The 16,335-nt window shown below is 67.4% G+C and carries 15 protein-coding genes; 7 read left to right on the top strand and 8 right to left on the bottom strand.

Annotation, left to right across the window (positions count from 1 at the left end):
• Positions 1 to 59 precede the first annotated feature (59 nt).
• The 5 genes from ACPCUW_RS30390 to ACPCUW_RS30370 form a co-directional block, all read right to left on the bottom strand.
• Entirely contained in the window at positions 60 to 365 is a 306-nt protein-coding gene (locus ACPCUW_RS30390; RefSeq protein WP_063018085.1) for a DUF1416 domain-containing protein, read from the bottom strand.
• Between the two features lie 6 nt (positions 366 to 371).
• Positions 372 to 1,205 carry a sulfurtransferase gene (locus ACPCUW_RS30385; protein ID WP_030517443.1) on the bottom strand — a complete coding sequence of 278 codons (834 nt, stop codon included), beginning with the start codon at positions 1,203 to 1,205 and terminating at the stop codon, positions 372 to 374.
• A gap of 64 nt (positions 1,206 to 1,269) precedes the next feature.
• Positions 1,270 to 1,755: a DUF4395 domain-containing protein gene (locus ACPCUW_RS30380; RefSeq protein ID WP_063018089.1), complete on the bottom strand. Its 486-nt coding sequence runs from the start codon at positions 1,753 to 1,755 to the stop codon at positions 1,270 to 1,272.
• Between the two features lie 359 nt (positions 1,756 to 2,114).
• The gene (locus ACPCUW_RS30375; protein ID WP_423428639.1) at positions 2,115 to 2,561 is read right to left on the bottom strand and encodes a thioredoxin family protein; all 447 of its coding nucleotides are present in this window, start codon (positions 2,559 to 2,561) and stop codon (positions 2,115 to 2,117) included.
• Positions 2,558 to 3,364, bottom strand: coding sequence for an LmeA family phospholipid-binding protein (locus ACPCUW_RS30370; protein WP_423428638.1), 807 nt, complete (start codon positions 3,362 to 3,364; stop codon positions 2,558 to 2,560). Before ACPCUW_RS30370 ends, ACPCUW_RS30375 begins: the two co-directional genes overlap by 4 nt.
• 310 nt (positions 3,365 to 3,674) lie before the next feature.
• On the opposite strand from ACPCUW_RS30370, the gene ACPCUW_RS30365 reads away from it, so the two are divergent.
• The 7 genes from ACPCUW_RS30365 to ACPCUW_RS30335 all read left to right on the top strand — a co-directional run bounded on the left by ACPCUW_RS30365 (position 3,675) and on the right by ACPCUW_RS30335 (position 11,638).
• A complete protein-coding gene (locus tag ACPCUW_RS30365; RefSeq protein WP_063018093.1) occupies positions 3,675 to 4,448 on the top strand; it encodes a winged helix-turn-helix transcriptional regulator in 774 nt (257 codons plus the stop codon).
• Positions 4,449 to 4,684: 236 nt separating this feature from the next.
• Positions 4,685 to 5,662, top strand: coding sequence for a mycothiol synthase (gene mshD, locus ACPCUW_RS30360; RefSeq protein ID WP_423428681.1), 978 nt, complete (start codon positions 4,685 to 4,687; stop codon positions 5,660 to 5,662).
• Positions 5,663 to 5,890: 228 nt separating this feature from the next.
• Complete coding sequence (gene pstS / locus ACPCUW_RS30355; protein WP_063018098.1) at positions 5,891 to 7,003, top strand: phosphate ABC transporter substrate-binding protein PstS; 1,113 nt, start codon at positions 5,891 to 5,893, stop codon at positions 7,001 to 7,003.
• 106 nt (positions 7,004 to 7,109) lie between these two features.
• Entirely contained in the window at positions 7,110 to 8,081 is a 972-nt protein-coding gene (gene pstC, locus ACPCUW_RS30350; protein WP_030517450.1) for a phosphate ABC transporter permease subunit PstC, read from the top strand.
• Entirely contained in the window at positions 8,081 to 8,980 is a 900-nt protein-coding gene (gene pstA, locus ACPCUW_RS30345; RefSeq protein ID WP_063018100.1) for a phosphate ABC transporter permease PstA, read from the top strand. Before pstC ends, pstA begins: the two co-directional genes overlap by 1 nt.
• A 19-nt stretch (positions 8,981 to 8,999) precedes the next feature.
• The gene (pstB, locus tag ACPCUW_RS30340) at positions 9,000 to 9,776 is read left to right on the top strand and encodes a phosphate ABC transporter ATP-binding protein PstB (protein ID WP_063018102.1); all 777 of its coding nucleotides are present in this window, start codon (positions 9,000 to 9,002) and stop codon (positions 9,774 to 9,776) included.
• Positions 9,777 to 10,054: 278 nt separating this feature from the next.
• Positions 10,055 to 11,638, top strand: coding sequence for an MFS transporter (locus tag ACPCUW_RS30335; protein ID WP_423428635.1), 1,584 nt, complete (start codon positions 10,055 to 10,057; stop codon positions 11,636 to 11,638).
• A gap of 53 nt (positions 11,639 to 11,691) precedes the next feature.
• On the opposite strand, the gene phoU is transcribed toward ACPCUW_RS30335, so the two are convergent.
• From phoU to dusB, 3 genes are all read right to left on the bottom strand, one after another.
• The gene (gene phoU / locus ACPCUW_RS30330; RefSeq protein ID WP_063018103.1) at positions 11,692 to 12,363 is read right to left on the bottom strand and encodes a phosphate signaling complex protein PhoU; all 672 of its coding nucleotides are present in this window, start codon (positions 12,361 to 12,363) and stop codon (positions 11,692 to 11,694) included.
• Positions 12,364 to 12,461: 98 nt separating this feature from the next.
• Positions 12,462 to 15,026: an LCP family protein gene (locus ACPCUW_RS30325; RefSeq protein ID WP_423428634.1), complete on the bottom strand. Its 2,565-nt coding sequence runs from the start codon at positions 15,024 to 15,026 to the stop codon at positions 12,462 to 12,464.
• 176 nt (positions 15,027 to 15,202) lie between these two features.
• Complete coding sequence (gene dusB / locus ACPCUW_RS30320) at positions 15,203 to 16,324, bottom strand: tRNA dihydrouridine synthase DusB (protein WP_423428679.1); 1,122 nt, start codon at positions 16,322 to 16,324, stop codon at positions 15,203 to 15,205.
• Positions 16,325 to 16,335: the final 11 nt, after the last annotated feature.

Below are 16,335 nucleotides of genomic sequence, written 5' to 3'. Positions count from 1 at the left end.
GCCGTTCGCGTGCGATGAGCGCAGTTTTCGGCGCGTGCCGTCGACGCTCGGCGTCGGTGTTACTTGGCGACGCTCACGTCGATGTTGTGGACGCCCGCCCCTTCGGGGCTGACCTTGGCCGATCCGTTGCCGGCCGACGACAGGGCCCGGATGGTCCAGGTGCCGGGCGCGGCGAAGAAGCGGAAATCACCGGTGCCGGAGGCCACGACCTCGGCGGTGAACTCGTCGCTCGAGTCCAGCAGGCGGACGAAGGCGCCGCCTACCGGGTTACCGTCCGCATCGAGGACGCGTCCGGTGAGGACGGTCTCCTTCTCGGTGTCGACGTTGGCCGGAAGGGCCTGACCCTGGGTAGGTGCTGCACACATATCTATTTACGCTCCCAACTCGATCGGTGCACCGACGAGGGAGCCGTATTCGGTCCAGCTCCCGTCGTAGTTCTTGACGTTCTTGTGGCCCAGCAGCTCCTGCAGCACGAACCAGGTGTGCGACGAGCGCTCACCGATGCGGCAGTAGGCGATGGTCTCCTTCTCGCCGTCGAGGCCCGCTTCCTTGTAGATGGAAGCCAGTTCCTCGTCGGACTTGAAGGTGCCGTCCTCGTTCGCGGCCTTGCTCCACGGCACGTTGATGGCGCCGGGGATGTGGCCGGGACGCTGGCTCTGCTCCTGCGGCAGGTGCGCGGGAGCGAGAATCTTGCCGGAGAACTCGTCGGGCGAACGCACGTCGACGAGGTTCTTGACGCCGATCGCCTGGATGGCGTCGTCGCGGAAGGCGCGGATCGACAGGTCCTGCTCGGAGGCCTTGTAGGTGGTCGCCGGACGGGTCACCGCATCGGTCGACAGCGGGCGGGCGTCGAGCTCCCACTTCTTGCGGCCGCCGTCGAGCAGCTTCACGTCCTGGTGGCCGTAGAGCTTGAAGTACCAGTACGCGTAGGCCGCGAACCAATTGTTGTTGCCACCGTAGAGAACGACGGTGTCGTCGTTGCCGATACCGCGGGCCGACAGCAGATCCGAGAACTGCTCCCGGTTGACGAAGTCACGCCGAACCGGATCCTGCAGATCCTTCTTCCAGTCGATCTTGACGGCACCCTCGATGTGGCCCGTGTCGTAGGCGGAGGTGTCCTCGTCGACCTCGACGATCACGACGCCGGGGGTGTTGAGGTTCTCTTCGACCCAGTCTGCGGAGACCAGGACATCGGAGCGAGCCATGTTGTTCCTTTCGATGTGACTTGCCGGGGTATGTGGAGAGATGAGTTGTGGTTCGTGGGGGCGGTCAGTTCGCCGAGTTGCTCGTCGTGACCGGGGTGCGCGCGCCGAGCCGCTGGGTGAGCGGATAGATCTTGCAGCCCAAGCAGATTCCGAACGCCGCGTTGAGGAACGCCGCGAACAGTGCGAAGGCGGTGAAGATCGCGCCCACCACGCCGGCCCCGGCCGCGAAGCCGATGAAACCGACGATCGCGAAGACGAAACCGACCAGCTGTGCGAACCGCAGCGGCGGCACCGGCTCGGTTTCGGTCGCCGGGCCGATGCGCGGCGCGGCGAAGGTGGCGAAGACCCAGCCGTAGGGGCTGCGCCGCGGACCGTACAGCGCGCCGAGGGCGAACACGATCGCTTGCAGGGCGATCAGCACCGCGGCGGCGGCGGTCGAGAAGGCGGAGACGATCAGGACCAGCACGAGGACACCGGTGGTGATCCACGCCGCGAACCGCGGTCCGCGGACGTCCACCTGACCGGTGGGTGAGTTGGTGTTCTGGGGCACGGGAACTCCTGCGCTGAAGAAGGCTTATCTGGCTTATCCGGTTGCGGGTTATCCGTCAGATAGGTCGGATCACCGGGGGATCGACGAGATCTCACACGCGGTGGAGAAACCGGTCGGCGGCAGGGGATACGAAAGGCCGACCGGCTACATGCACAGGCAGCAACAACCGCCGAGGCGGCACAGATCAACTGTGCGGCGTCGGGTGAGCATCAGCTCTCGGCGGGTTTGCACGCCAAGCAGTTTACCCGGTTTCGGGAGGGAATTGGACCCGGGGTACGAAACACGGGCGGGCGCCGGGCGCGTAGACGGCGTGGGGGACAGTTCGAGCAACGGCCGAAAAGCCCTTGTGAGCAGGGAGTTCAGGCCGCCTCGGGAACCGTCAGCGGAGCCAGTGCGCTACGCAGGTCGGTGGCCTTGGGCACACCCGAGATCCGGAACCGCTCGCGCCCGTGGGCGTCGAAGACGAACGTGGTGGGCAGCGACAGGACATTGAGCTCGCGCGCCAGGTCCGCCTCGGCGTCGATATCGACCTCGACGTCGCGGGGCGGCTGCACGGTATCGGCCAGATCGGCGACGACCCCGGCCACCACCCGCCGGACCGCTGCGCACGGACCGCACCATTCGGCGGAGAAGTGCAGGACGGTCGGCACCGCCTCGGTGACACCGACGGCGCTGAGCAGTTCGGTGCGCGAACCCGCGATCTCGGTGGTCTTGGCCGTCCGGACGCGGCCCTCGCGGTAGCGCAGGGCAACACCCGCGGCCACCCCGGCCAGCAGGACGACGGCCAGAATCGTGAGTTCAATCATGGTCGGGCAAACCTGTCCATATCAATGCGAATATTCTCCCCTTCCCCCTCTACCACGATATTGCCGCCGATGGCCTGCACCTTCTTCGGGGGCACCCCGAACGGCAGATCCTTGGTGTCGATGGTGCGGGTGAAGCGGGCCAGTACCGCGGCCTTGTCCAGGTCGGGACCCAGTTCCGCGGCGGTGGTGGTGGGCGCGGTGGTATCGACGCCGCCGTGATAAAGGTCGGTGGCGACCAGTTTGATCTGATCTCCGTCGAGGAACAGATCGGCCTTCACGCTCACCCGGTCGGTACTGCGGGTCTCCGGGCCGAGCTGGATGGTGCCGGTGAGGACCAGGGCGCCCTGGGTGGTCATGCCCGACCCGCCGGAACCCCCGGTGCCGTCGGATTTGTCGGCCGGGCGGGTGACCACCTCGAGGTCCGGAATGTTGAACAGGCGCCCGAGCTCGACCGGTTCGATCCGCATCCGGCCTGCCACCTGGTCGACCATCACCGAGCGCATGTCGTTGTCCACCAGATCGTGCATCGACAGGTGGACACCGTTCAGGGTGGCTTCGACGAGGATCTCGCCGGGAATGTCGGGACGGTTGGCGCGCGCCCGGATCTCGAGGTTGCGGTAGTCGCCGCGCGAGGTCTGGGCCAGGAACGGGAAGCCGTGAATGGTCACTTCGGGGTCGGCGCTGAGTTCACCGCCGGCCCGCAGCGACCGCGATACCCGGTACTCCGAGTAGGCCGCCGCAGTGAAATCGACCACTACGGCGATCGCGACCACCAGCAGCAGTCCGACGATCAGTTTTCTCATCCACATGCTCCGAGTTCAGGCCGTCCGTGCGCGCGGAACACTGCGGTCGCGCGCGGAGGGGTACGAGGCGTGGGCGTCTCGAGGAGAGGCTACCCGGTACGAAGATATCTGCCCGGACCACGCGGGCGCGCGGGCGTGGGCGCGGCGGCGGCCATCACCGCTGGTCTCCGCGCGGGTGCGGCGGAGTGCGCAATACATGATCGGCGCCGCGCACGCGCTAATGTAGGCACGAATTACCTGTGCCGACGCGCATGGATTCGCGATTGACGTCGAGGTTGCCCGCGGACATGCCAGATTGGGAGGAGAGCCGGTGGAGCTGCTCCTGCTGACCTCCGATCCGAACCCGGAAGCCGTGCTGCCGTCCCTGGCGCTGCTCCCGCACAATGTGCGGCCCGCGCCCACCGAGGTGGCATCGCTGCTCGAGGCGGGTACCGCGGATGTGGCTCTGGTCGATGCCCGCACCGATCTGGCCGCCGCGCGCGGACTGTGCAGACTGCTCGGCAGCACCGGCTCCTCGGTGCCGGTGGTGGCGGTGCTGACCGAGGGCGGTCTGGTCGCGGTCAATGCCGATTGGGGACTGGACGACATCCTGCTGCCGGGAACCGGTCCGGCCGAACTCGATGCCCGGCTGCGCCTGCTGGTCGCCCGCAACGGCGGCGCGGCCAGCCCGGAGAACACCGGCAAGATCACACTCGGCGAACTGGTCATCGACGAGGGCACCTACACCGCGCGGTTGCGCGGCCGCCCGCTCGATCTGACCTACAAGGAATTCGAGCTGCTGAAATATCTCGCCCAGCACGCCGGCCGGGTCTTCACCCGCGCCCAGTTGCTGCAGGAGGTCTGGGGTTACGACTTCTTCGGCGGCACCCGCACGGTCGACGTGCACGTGCGGCGGCTGCGAGCCAAACTCGGCAGTGAGTACGAATCCCTGATCGGCACCGTCCGCAACGTCGGTTACAAGGCGGTTCGCCCGGCGCGCTCGGCCAACAACAAGGGCAGCGAGCAGCCGGCCGGCCTCCCGGACGAGGGCGACGACGGCGCCGACGACTCGCAGTTGACGCAGGTCAACGGCAGCTCGTCCTGAGATCGGTGACGGGCCTGAGCGGGCCGGGGCGCGATGGACGAGCGGGATGCCGCTGCGGTTGGCCGCGGCACGGACGATCGGCCCGCGAAAACGGTTGCGCCGAAACGAAATCGGCCGCTGGGGTAGCCGGCCGCCGCGGGCGGGAATCAGGGCGGTAGCCGAGCACGTTCTGGGAGGGGCCGGTTGCCGCAAGTGCCGGTTGCCGGCGGACGTGAACGAATGAGCGAGGGATGGGTGTGAGCGTGCAGGTGCCGGACTGGACCACCGAATTGGCCCCAGCGACCGCGGCGCAGATCGTGGAGCTGGTGGAACGCGCGGGTGCCGCCGACGCGGTCGCGCCGATCTCCGAACAAGCGGTGCTCTCGGTGACCGCACCCGCGTCGCCCGCGCACGACGATGCCGACGCCGATGCGCCGACCGGCCGGACGCGGCATCTGGTCGTCGAGCGTGACGGCGAACTCGTCGCGTACGCGAATCTCGTTCCGGCACACGGTGATCACCCGGCGATGGCCGAGGCCGTGGTGGATCCGCGGGCGCGCGGGCGCGGTATCGGCGCGACGCTCGTCGCGGCGGCCCTGCAAGCGGGTGGTCCGGGTGCGCGGATCTGGGCGCACGGCAATCTGGCGCCGGCGCGGGCGGTCGCCGGCCGGCTCGGGCTGACGATCGCACGCGAGTTGTGGCAGATGCGGCGGCCCCTGACACAGGCTCCGGAGGGCAATCAGGCAACCGTCGAGCTACCCGAGCTGGAGGTGCCTGCCGACATCGTGCTGCGGACCTATGCCGGGCCCGCCGACGACGCGGAGATCCTGCGGGTCAACAGCGCTGCCTTCCACTGGCATCCCGAACAGGGCGGCTGGACCGAGGCCGAGATCGCGGTCCGGCGGGCGGCGCCCTGGTTCGACCCGAAGGGCCTGTTCATTGCCGCCGATCCCGCGGATCCCAGCCATATCCTGGGCTTTCACTGGACCAAGGTGCACGAGCCGGACGAGACCTCGGACGCGGTCGGCGAGGTCTACGTGGTGGCCATCGACCCGGCCGCGCAGGGCCGCGGACTGGGACGCGTGCTGACCCTCGCGGGCCTGCACTACCTGCGCGATCGGGGACTCGGCGCGGTGATCCTCTACACCGAGGCCGACAACACCGCGGCCGTGCACACCTATACTCGTCTCGGGTTCGAGACGGCCCATATCGACGTCGCCTACACCGCGCGTTGATACCCTCGCAGTAACACTGCGGCAAATCTCACAGGTTCGAACCGCAATCGCGCCGGGTTGTTCACCCTGCGTTCACTTGGCCAGGTCCCACTGTCAACCGGACGAATCTACTTTGATCGTGGGCGGCATTCGCTGCTCGGTGCGCAAGTTCTCTGCGAACGGCCACCCACAGGACCCGTCCGGTCGTTGAGGGATCGGGCGTGTACGAAGCGTTTCCCGGAGGAACAGGTGAATTTCAAGCGCAGCGGCGCTCTCCTCGGTGTGCTGGCGGCTGCCGGCACTCTGACACTGACTGCCTGTGGTAGCGACGACAACTCGGCCGCGACCGGTAACACCACCAAGGTCGATGTGGCCTGCGGTGGCAAGAAGGCTCTCAAGGCCAGCGGATCCTCCGCTCAGAAGAACGCGATGGACCGCTTCATCGCCGCCTACGAGCAGAACTGCGACGGCGCCAAGCTGGACTACACCTCCAGCGGCTCCGGTGCCGGCGTGAACGAGTTCGTCGGCGGCCAGACCGATTTCGGTGGTTCGGACTCCGCTCTGGACCCGAAGAAGGACGAGCCGAAGAAGGCCGCCGACCGTTGTGGCGCACCGGCTTGGAACCTGCCGACGGTCTTCGGTCCGATCGCCATCACCTACAACCTCGACGGTGTCACCAACCTGACCCTCGACGGCCCGACGGCGGCGAAGATCTTCAACGGCACCATCACCAAGTGGGACGACCCGGCGATCAAGGGCCTGAACCAGGGCGTGAACCTGCCGTCGGACGAGATCCACGTGATCTTCCGCAGTGACGAGTCGGGCACCACCGACAACTTCCAGCGCTACCTGGACGCCGCCTCCAACGGCGCGTGGGGCAAGGGCGCGGGCAAGGCGTTCGCCGGCGGTGTCGGCGAGGGTGCGAAGGGCAACGAGGGCACCTCGGCCGCCATCAAGAGCACCAAGGGCTCCATCACGTACAACGAGTGGTCCTTCGCGCGGTCGCAGAACCTGTCCACCGCGCAGATCATCACCGATGCCGCCGTGAAGCCGGTGGCGCTCAACACCGAGTCGGCCGGTAAGGCCATCGCCGCCGCGAAGATCGTCGGTCAGGGCAACGACCTGATCATCGACACCAACTCGTTCTACAAGCCGACCGATCCGGGCGCCTACCCGATCATGCTGGCCACCTACGAGATCGTGTGCTCGAAGTACGCCGACGCCGACACCGGCAAAGCCGTCAAGGCGTTCCTGACCTCGGCGATCACCAACGGTCAGAACGGACTCGAGGACTCCGGCTACGTGCCGATCCCGGATGCGTTCAAGACCAAGCTGACCACCGCGATCAACGCCATCTCCTGATTGCGAAACCCTGATGACCGTCCACGACGAAGTCACCGCCGCGGGCCAGTCGGATTCGACCGGCCCGCGGACGGGCAACGAAGTCCCGCCGGGAGATACTTCCTCCATGCCGAGTGAGTCGAGCAACAAGCCGGCCGGTCGCATCGCCGGCGGCCACAGCCGCCGGGGGGAGACCGTTTTCCGTTCCCTGGCCACGGCCGCCGGGGCGACGATCGTCGCGGCGATCGCGCTCATCGCGCTGTTTCTGCTGATTCGCGCGGTGCCGTCGGTAGCGGCGAACAAGGCGAACTTCTTCACCAGTGCCGAGTTCAACGTCACCAATGCCGACAACATGCACTTCGGCATCCGCGATCTGTTCATGGTCACGGTGCTGAGTTCGCTGCTGGCATTGCTGATCGCCGTGCCGCTCGGCGTCGGTATCGCGTTGTTCCTGACGCAGTACGCGCCGAAGGTCCTCTCGCGTCCGTTCGCGATGCTGGTCGATCTGCTCGCGGCGGTGCCTTCGATCGTGTTCGGTCTGTGGGGTTTCCTGGTGCTGGCCGAGAAGCTGGCGCCCTTCGAACAATTCCTCAATGACAAATTGGGCTGGTTCTTCCTGTTCAAGGAAGGCAACGTCTCCATCAGCGGCGGTGGCACGATCTTCACCGCCGGTGTCGTGCTCGCGGTGATGATCCTGCCGATCATCACCTCGGTCAGCCGCGAGGTCTTCCACCTGACTCCCCGCGCGCACATCGAGGCCGCACAGGCCCTGGGCGCCACCAAGTGGGAGGTGGTGCGGATGACCGTGCTGCCGTACGGCCGCAGCGGTGTGATCGCCGGTTCCATGCTGGGTCTCGGCCGTGCGCTGGGTGAAACCATCGCGGTGCTGATCGTGCTGCGCACCGCCGCCTCGGCCGGCCACTGGTCGCTGTTCGACGGTGGCTACACCTTCGCCTCCAAGATCGCCTCGGCCGCTTCGGAATTCAGCCAGGCGTTGCCGACCGGCGCCTATATCGCGGCGGGCTTCGTACTGTTCGCGTTGACCTTCGTCGTCAATGCCCTGGCTCGGATCGCCGCCGGCGGGAAGGTGAACGGGTGATGACCACCACATTGGACAAGCCGATCAAGGCGCCCACGTTCCGCCACGTGAGCATGGGCCGCAAGGTCCGCAACAACCTCGCCACCTCGGTCATGTGGCTGTGCTTCGGCATCGCGCTGGTCCCGCTGGGCTGGGTGCTGATCCTGGTGCTGAGCAAGGGTTTCCACGCGATCGTCAGCAGTGGCTGGTGGTCCAAGTCGCAGAAGGGCGTGCTGCCCGACCAGTTCGCGGGCGGTGTGTACCACGCGATCTACGGGACGATCGTGCAATCGGCGGTGGCCGCGGTGATCGCGGTGCCGCTGGGCATCATGGCCGCCGTGTATCTGGTCGAATACGGCCGCGGCTGGCTGGCGAAGACGACCACCTTCATGGTCGACATCCTCGCCGGTGTGCCCTCGATCGTGGCCGCGCTCTTCGTCTTCGCGCTGTGGATCGCCACCTTCGGTTTCCCGCAGTCGGCCTTCGCGGTGTCGCTGGCACTGGTGCTGCTGATGTTGCCGGTGGTGGTGCGCAGCACCGAGGAAATGCTCAAACTCGTGCCCGACGAATTGCGCGAGGCCTCCTACGCGCTGGGCATCCCGAAATGGAAGACGATCCTGCGGATCGTCGTGCCGACCGCTCTGCCCGGCATGATCAGCGGTATGTTGCTGGCGGTCGCCCGCGTCATGGGTGAGACCGCGCCGGTGCTGGTCCTCGTCGGCTACTCGAAGTCGATCAACTCCAACATCTTCAACGGAAATATGGCGTCGCTGCCGCTGATGATCTACCAGGAACTGGCCAACCCGGAAGCGGCCGGCCGGATGCGAGTGTGGGGCGCGTCGCTGACGCTGATCCTGATCATCGCCCTGCTGTACATCGGCGCGGCCGTGGTCAACAAACTGCTCACGCGGAATCGATAGAAGCGAACGGAATACGACAATGGCCAAGCGGATCGACGTCAAAGATCTCAACATCTTCTACGGCAAATTCCACGCCGTATCCGATGTGTCGCTGACCGTGTTGCCGCGCAGCGTCACCGCTTTCATCGGCCCGTCCGGTTGCGGTAAGTCGACGGTGCTGCGTTCGCTCAACCGCATGCACGAGGTGACTCCGAACGCCCGCGTCGAGGGCGCGGTGCTGCTCGACGGTGAGGACATCTACGGCTCCGCGGTCGACCCGGTCGGCGTGCGGCGCACCATCGGCATGGTGTTCCAGCGGCCGAACCCGTTCCCCACCATGTCGATTCGCGACAATGTGGTGGCCGGGCTGAAGCTGCAGGGGGTGCGCAACCGCAAGGAGCTCGAAGAGGTCGCCGAGCGCTCGCTGCGTGGCGCCAACCTGTGGAACGAGGTGAAGGATCGCCTCGACAAGCCCGGTGGTGGCCTGTCCGGCGGTCAGCAGCAGCGTCTGTGCATCGCCCGCGCGATCGCGGTCTCGCCCGACGTGCTGCTGATGGACGAGCCGTGTTCGGCGCTGGACCCCATCTCCACGCTCGCGATCGAGGACCTGATCTCCGAGCTGAAGAAGGAGTACACGATCGTGATCGTCACCCACAACATGCAGCAGGCCGCGCGCGTGAGTGATCAGACGGCGTTCTTCAACCTGGAAGCCCAGGGCAAGCCCGGCAAGCTCATCGAAATCGACGAGACCGAGCGGATCTTCTCCAACCCCACCCAGAAGGCGACCGAGGACTACATCTCCGGCCGCTTCGGATAGAGTTCTCCGAACGTTCTGATCGCGGGCTGAGTTTCTCCGCGTTTCGAAACCCCGTCCCTGGTGGACGGGGTTTTCTCATGCGTACAGGTGCGTGTGTCGCGTATCACATCGTCGGCCGAGTTGTGTGCTCGCTCATCTCATACCGTAGTCGGTTGTCTGGCACTCTTAGTAACAGTTACCTTCCTTCTGAACTAAACCGATCGTTATAGTCAGGAGGCGGGATGTCGGTGTCAACGGCGAGACCTGTAGCCCAGCAGGGGATTCCGATCGCGACACGCATGCGGATTTTCGCGTTGGTCGCGATCTGTCTGGCCGAACTGCTGGTCGTACTGGACAACACGCTGGTCAATGTGGCCCTGCCGTCGATGGCGGTGCAGTTGCAGGCCCGGATGAGCGGGCTGCAGTGGATCGTGGACGCGTTCACCTTGGCCTTCGCCGGGCTGCTGTTGCCGCTCGGCCATCTCGGTGACCGCTACGGCCGCCGCAGGCTGATGATCATCGGCCTGGCGGGTGTGGCCGTCATGTCGGCCGCCGGTGCGATGTCCTCGGGCCTCGGCCAGGTGATCGCCGCGCGGGCCGGCATGGGCGTCTTCGCCGCCGCGGTGTTCCCGGCGACGCTGGCCCTGATCATCAACCTGTTCCCGGAGACACGCGCCCGGGCCGCGGCCATCGCGCTGTGGACCGCCATGGCCGGTATCGCGGTGGCGATCGGGCCGGTGACCGGCGGCTGGCTGCTCGAATACTTCAGCTGGCACGCCGTGTTCTGGATCAATGTGCCGATCGCCGCGATCACGATCGCGGCAGTGCTCGTCGTCGTCCCGGAATCGCGGGCCGATCACAGCGGGCGGCTCGACGTGCTCGGTATCGGCCTCTCGCTGGTGGCGGTCACGACGCTGGTGTGGACGATCATCGAGGCGCCGAAGCACGGGTGGCTGTCCGGGCGCAGCGTCGGCGGCTACGCGCTCTCGCTGATTCTGCTTGCGCTGTATGTGATCTGGGAGTTGCGGGTGGAATCACCGGTGCTGAACATGCGGCTGTTCCGGATTCGGCGCTTCTCGATCCCGGCCTTGGCGATCACCGTCTCCTACTTCTGCGCCTTCGGATTCCTGTTCCTGATCACCCAGTACTTCCAGGGGGTGAAGGAATTGAGCGCGCTCGAATTCGGCATCCACTCATTGCCTTTCGCGGCCGCGGTGGGCTTCGGCGCGCCCGTGGCGACGCTGGCCGCGCAGCGCATCGGCACCACTGCCACCGTCGTGTGCGGCCTGCTCCTGCTGGCCGCCGGCATGTTCTTCGCGGGCCGGGTGACCGTCGAAACGCCCTATCTGGGAACGGTTCTGGTCTCGATGGTCCTGATGGGTGTCGGCTTCGGCGTCGTGCAGGGACCGGCCACCGAATCCATCATGGGCGCGGTGCCGATCGAGGAGGCGGGCGCCGGATCTGCGGTCAACGACACCACCCGCGAGGTGGGCGGCACCCTCGGCGTCGCCGTCCTCGGCTCGATCATGACCTCGGTCTACACCGGTCGAGTCGGCGCCCGCATCGACGCGATCCCGGACGCGATCATGAATCCGACGCAGAAGAGCCTGGCCCGCGACACCCCCATCAGCGTGCTGGAAATCGTCGAGGCGCCGATCAGCCCGTTCTTCGCCGGTGCGAAAGCCGATCTGGTGCATGCCATGAAGGTGGCCGCCCTGGCCGGCTCGACGGCCGCATCCTGGGCGGCGGTCGGGGCCCTGCTGGTCTGCGCGGTGCTCGTCGCGGTGCTGTTGCCGTGGAAGCCCGAGCGCGGCGCGTCGCTACTGCTGGGCCGAACCTCGGAGGAGGAGCCGGCGAAAGCCGATGCCATCAGTCGGACATGAAAACTCGCTGCCCGTCCGCGCTCCGGACGGGCAGCAACCTCCGCGGAACCGGTTCAGATCTTCTCGGTTTCGGAGTCCGGGTCGGGCGGCAGCACACCTGTCACTAGGAAGACGACCCGGCGGCCGATCTCGACCGCGTGGTCGGCGAAGCGCTCGTAGTAGCGGCCCAGCAGCGTGACATCGACGGCGGCGGCCACGCCGTACTTCCATTCCCGGTCCATCAGCAGGGAGAACAGGTGGCGATGCAGATCGTCCATCGCCTCGTCGTCCTCGTTGAGCTGCGCGGCCCGCTCCGGATCGCGCGTCTCCAGGACCTCCTTGGCGGCGGCGCCCATATTCACCGCGATGCGGCCCATCTCGGCGAAGTAGCCGTTCACCGATTCCGGGAGCGCGTGGTTCGGGTGCCGGCGCCGGGCCACCTTGGCCACGTGCAGCGCCAGCACACCCATCCGATTCACATCGGAGACGATCTGGATGGCGCTCACCACCTGCCGCAGGTCACCGGCCACCGGCGCCTGCAGCGCCAGCAGTGCGAACGCCTTCTCCTCGGCCTGCGCGATCATCTCGGCGATCCGGTCGTACTCGGTGATCACCTGTTCGGCCAACACGATGTCGGCCTGCAGCAGCGACTGGGTCGCCCGCTCCATGGCCGAGCCGGCCAGTCCGGCCATCTCGCCCAGAAGATCGGCGAGTTCGGCCATTTGTTCGTTGTAGATGACACGCATGAAACCAAAGACTAGTTCCCGGCTCTGACCAAGTCACGAACGGTGGGTGAATCGTCGGTGCCGGTGCGATCGGCGATGTCGCCGCAGGTGAGCGCGGCTCACTTGCAGAGGTCGTCACCCGCGTTGACGTGTTCGAGGTCGGAGGGGAGTGTGACCGGCGTCGCGGCGGCATCGGTGGCTCCGGCCGGGGCGGGAACCGGCGATCCGAACGCGGTCGGTGTGCCGACGGTGCCGGCGAAGTCCGCGCCGAGCGCCACCTCCACGATGCTGCCCAGACCCGAGGCCACGGCCAGCTTCGCGCCGGGCAACGCCGAGGCGACCGTCGCTGCCTCGGCCTCGTGACCGGCCGAATAGCGGACGGTGGTGGTGTCGATCGTGCCGCCGGAATAGTTGCCGACGTTGTAGATCTGGAAGCCGTCGGCCGCGAATTTCGTCGCCGCCGTATTCGCCACGCCGGTCACTCCGGAACCGTTGGAGACCTGCACCGACACCGTGCTCGGATCCACGGCGGTCAGCTGCGGCGGGGCCGGGGCCTGAGCGGGTTTGGACGGCTCCGGCGCCTTCTTCTCACCCGGCAGCGGCTGGTCGTCGATGATCGCCTGGAAGATCGCCTTGATATCCGATTCGCGGGGGATCTCGTTGCCGTAGGAGGTGGTGCCCGCGGTCGGCACCGTCAGGAACGTGATCGCGCCCGCGCTCACCTTCTGCAGTGAGCGGCCCAGCATCAGCAGATCCTTGGTGTTGACGTTGTCCATGAAGGCATGGCTGCTGAACGCGCCGATGAAGCCGTTGAGTTTGCCGATGTCGAAGAGCACCTTCGACGACAGGGCACTGCGCAGCAGCGAGGACAGGAACAGCTGCTGGCGGTGGATGCGGTCGTAGTCGCTGCGTTCCTCGCCCTGCACGTGGCGAGCGCGGACGTAGTCGAGCGCGGTCGGGCCGTTGAGGATCTGGCGACCCGGATTCGGCAGCACCGTGCCGAGCTCCTCGTCGACCAGAGGCCGGTTGGTGCACACCTCGACACCGCCGATGGTGTCGACCATCGACTGGAAACCGCTGAAGTCGATGCCGACGAAGTGGCTGATCTTCAGACCGGACAGCTTCTGGATCACCTTGGTCAGGCATTTCGGACCACCCAGGGCATAGGTGGCGTTGAGCTTGTCGCCGATCGCGGAGGGGAATTTCGCGTCGGTGTATTTGGCCTTGTCGTTGTCCCAGCCCTCGCATTCGGGGCGACTGACGTCGAGGTCGCGCGGGAACGAGACGGCGACCACGCGGGAGCGGTCTGCCGGAATGTGTACCAGCATCACCGTGTCCGACCGTGAACCCTCGGCATCCTCGGTGGTGCCGGCGCCGAGCTGGCTGTCCACGCCGGCGCGGGTGTCGGTGCCGACGATGAGGAAGTTCTCGTCACCGGTCTGGCCGCCGGGATCGACGATGTCGGTGGAATTCTCGTCCAACGCCGACACCTGGGTGAAACCGTTGTCGGTGGCGCGCAGATAGTTCCAGCCGACACCGGTCATGACGAGGGCCAGTACCGCACACATCGAGGTGGTCACCCGGGCCGCGAGCCGAGCGCGCCGCCGCCGGCGCTGCCTGCTCGCCGCCAGTCGCGACAACGGCGGCTTGCCCACCGCCTCCGGTGCGGCGGAAGCCTGTGCCTCCGTGCCGGATTCGTCGTCGGGCATGGGCAGCTGGTCGGTCACCTGCTCGGCGACGGGCGCCTTACCGGCGACCGGCCGATCGACCGGACTGTCGGCGGCTGGGGCGCGGTGGACCGTGGTGGCCTGGACATCGGCGGAAACCGGTGCGCCACTTCGCGTTGCGGCGGCTTCCGGTCGCGATCCCGGTTTGGATGCCGCGCGCAGGTCGGATGCGCCGCCGACGCGACGCGGGTCGGCGGCGGTACCCGGCACGACCGGAGCGGCCGCGGCCGACGGGCGTGGGCCCGCCGCGGGTTCACGCTGCGCGGCGGCCGGTCCGGGCTGCGGCGGCGCGGCCTTCGGATCGGGACCTCGCCGACCCGGTGCCGCAGGCGTGGCCGACTGCTCGGGGCGCGGCCGTCGGGTGCGCGGGTCGGGGCCGGGTTTGCCGCCCGGGGCGTTGCCATCGGCCGGTGTCCGCCCGCGTGCGTTCGGGATGGCGCCCGATGCGCCGGTCGGCGCCTGCCCGCGGGCCGTGGGCCCGGGTGCTGCGGGTCCGGGTGCTGCGGGACGTGGCGCGGCGCCGGGGGCGAGGTCGCGGGGATCGACCCGGCGTTCGCTGCCGCCCCGGCCGGGCGGGTTCGGAGGCTGGGCGGCTCGCGGATTGCCGCGACCGGCTGTCCGGTTCGCACCGGTGGCGGGCCGGGCGGTGTTATCCGTTGTGCGCCCGCGGTTTCCGGCCTGACGGCCGGCGTCCTCCGGTTGCGGGTTACGACCGCGGCCGGAGCCGCTCTCGCCCGCTTTGCGGCGCTTGTCCGCGGCCTCGTCCTTGCGGCGGCGCTCGATACGTTCACTGTCGACCCGCTGAACGAGGTCGTGGACGGTGATCGGCTTGGAGGTCTGCGGTTCGTCCGCACGCCGATTGCGAGGCGCGTCGTCGGAATCCGGCGCAGGGTATCGCTCCCACGGGGCGCGACCTCCGGGCCGGGACGAACGCCCGCGCCGATCGTCGTCACCCACCAACGAACCTCACTTCACTCTTCGTCGCGACCGGAGCTGTCGATTCCATCACTCCGGTGGCGGCACGCGCAGTCACATCCGGCCGAATCGGCCCCAGCCATGATAACGATTACGCCACAGTTGGCCACTTCTAAACCAGCCATCACTGTCGGCGCAGGTCGGAGAGTATCTGCGCGTCAGCCTCCGCTGTGCATCACATCGGCGGCCGCGGGCACGGTGGGATCTTCGGGATCGTCGAGCCAGCCCTCCGGCAGCACCACCTTCGCCGCGGGTGAGCCCTGTCGCCCGCGCGGTCCGTGCGCATCCGCGGGGAACGGCACATCCGGCGGCAGCTGGTCGATCAGCTCGCGCAGCTGGGTCAGGCTGCCCACGGTCGCGAAGCTGCGGCGCAGCTGCGAACCGAGCGGGAAGCCCATGAAATACCAGGCCATATGTTTGCGGATATCGCGCATGGCCTTGTCCTCGCCGTCGTGGTCGACGAGCAGCGTCGCGTGCCGGTGCAGGATCTCGCCGACCCGGCCCAGTCGCGGTCCCTCCGGAATCGGCTCCCCGCGCAGTGCGGCGCTCAGCTCGGCGAACAGCCACGGTCTGCCCAAGCAGCCGCGTCCGACGACCACACCGTCACAACCGGTTTCGGCGATCATCGCGAGTGCGTCTGCGGCGCTGAAGATATCGCCGTTGCCGAGTACCGGGATCGTGGTGACGGCTTCCTTGAGCCGCGCGATGGCCGACCAGTCGGCCGTGCCGGAATACAGCTGCGCGGCGGTTCGGGCGTGCAGCGACACCGCGGCGGCGCCCTCGGCCTCGGCGATGCGTCCGGTGTCGAGATAGGTCTGATGGTCGTCGTCGATGCCGATGCGGAATTTGAATGTCACCGGGACACCGGCGGGTTCGGCCGCCGCGACCATCTCCCGCACGATCTCGGCGAACAGCCGCCGCTTGTAGGGCAGCGCCGCACCCCCGCCGAGCCGGGTGACCTTCTTCACGGGACAGCCGAGGTTCATATCGATGTGGTCGGCCCACCCCTCGCCGACGATGATGCGCACCGCCTCGCCGAGCGTCTTCGGGTCCACGCCGTAGAGCTGCATCGAGCGGGGATGTTCGTCCTCGTCGAAGGCCATCATGTGCAGCGTCTTCTCGTGCCGCTCGACCACCGCGCGGGCGGTGATCATCTCGCAGACGTAGATCGAGGTGCGGCTGCCGAATTCGCGGCACAGCTTGCGGAACGCGACATTGGTGATCCCGGCCATCGGGGCGAGCACCACCGGCGGATCGACGGGGTAGGGGCCGATTCGCAATCCGGTTCTGG

This window comes from Nocardia sp. AB354 (assembly GCF_049538315.1).
Lineage (GTDB): Bacteria > Actinomycetota > Actinomycetes > Mycobacteriales > Mycobacteriaceae > Nocardia > Nocardia nova.
Note: the sequence above shows the minus strand (reverse complement) of the source record. Positions and strands in the feature narration are given on the sequence as shown.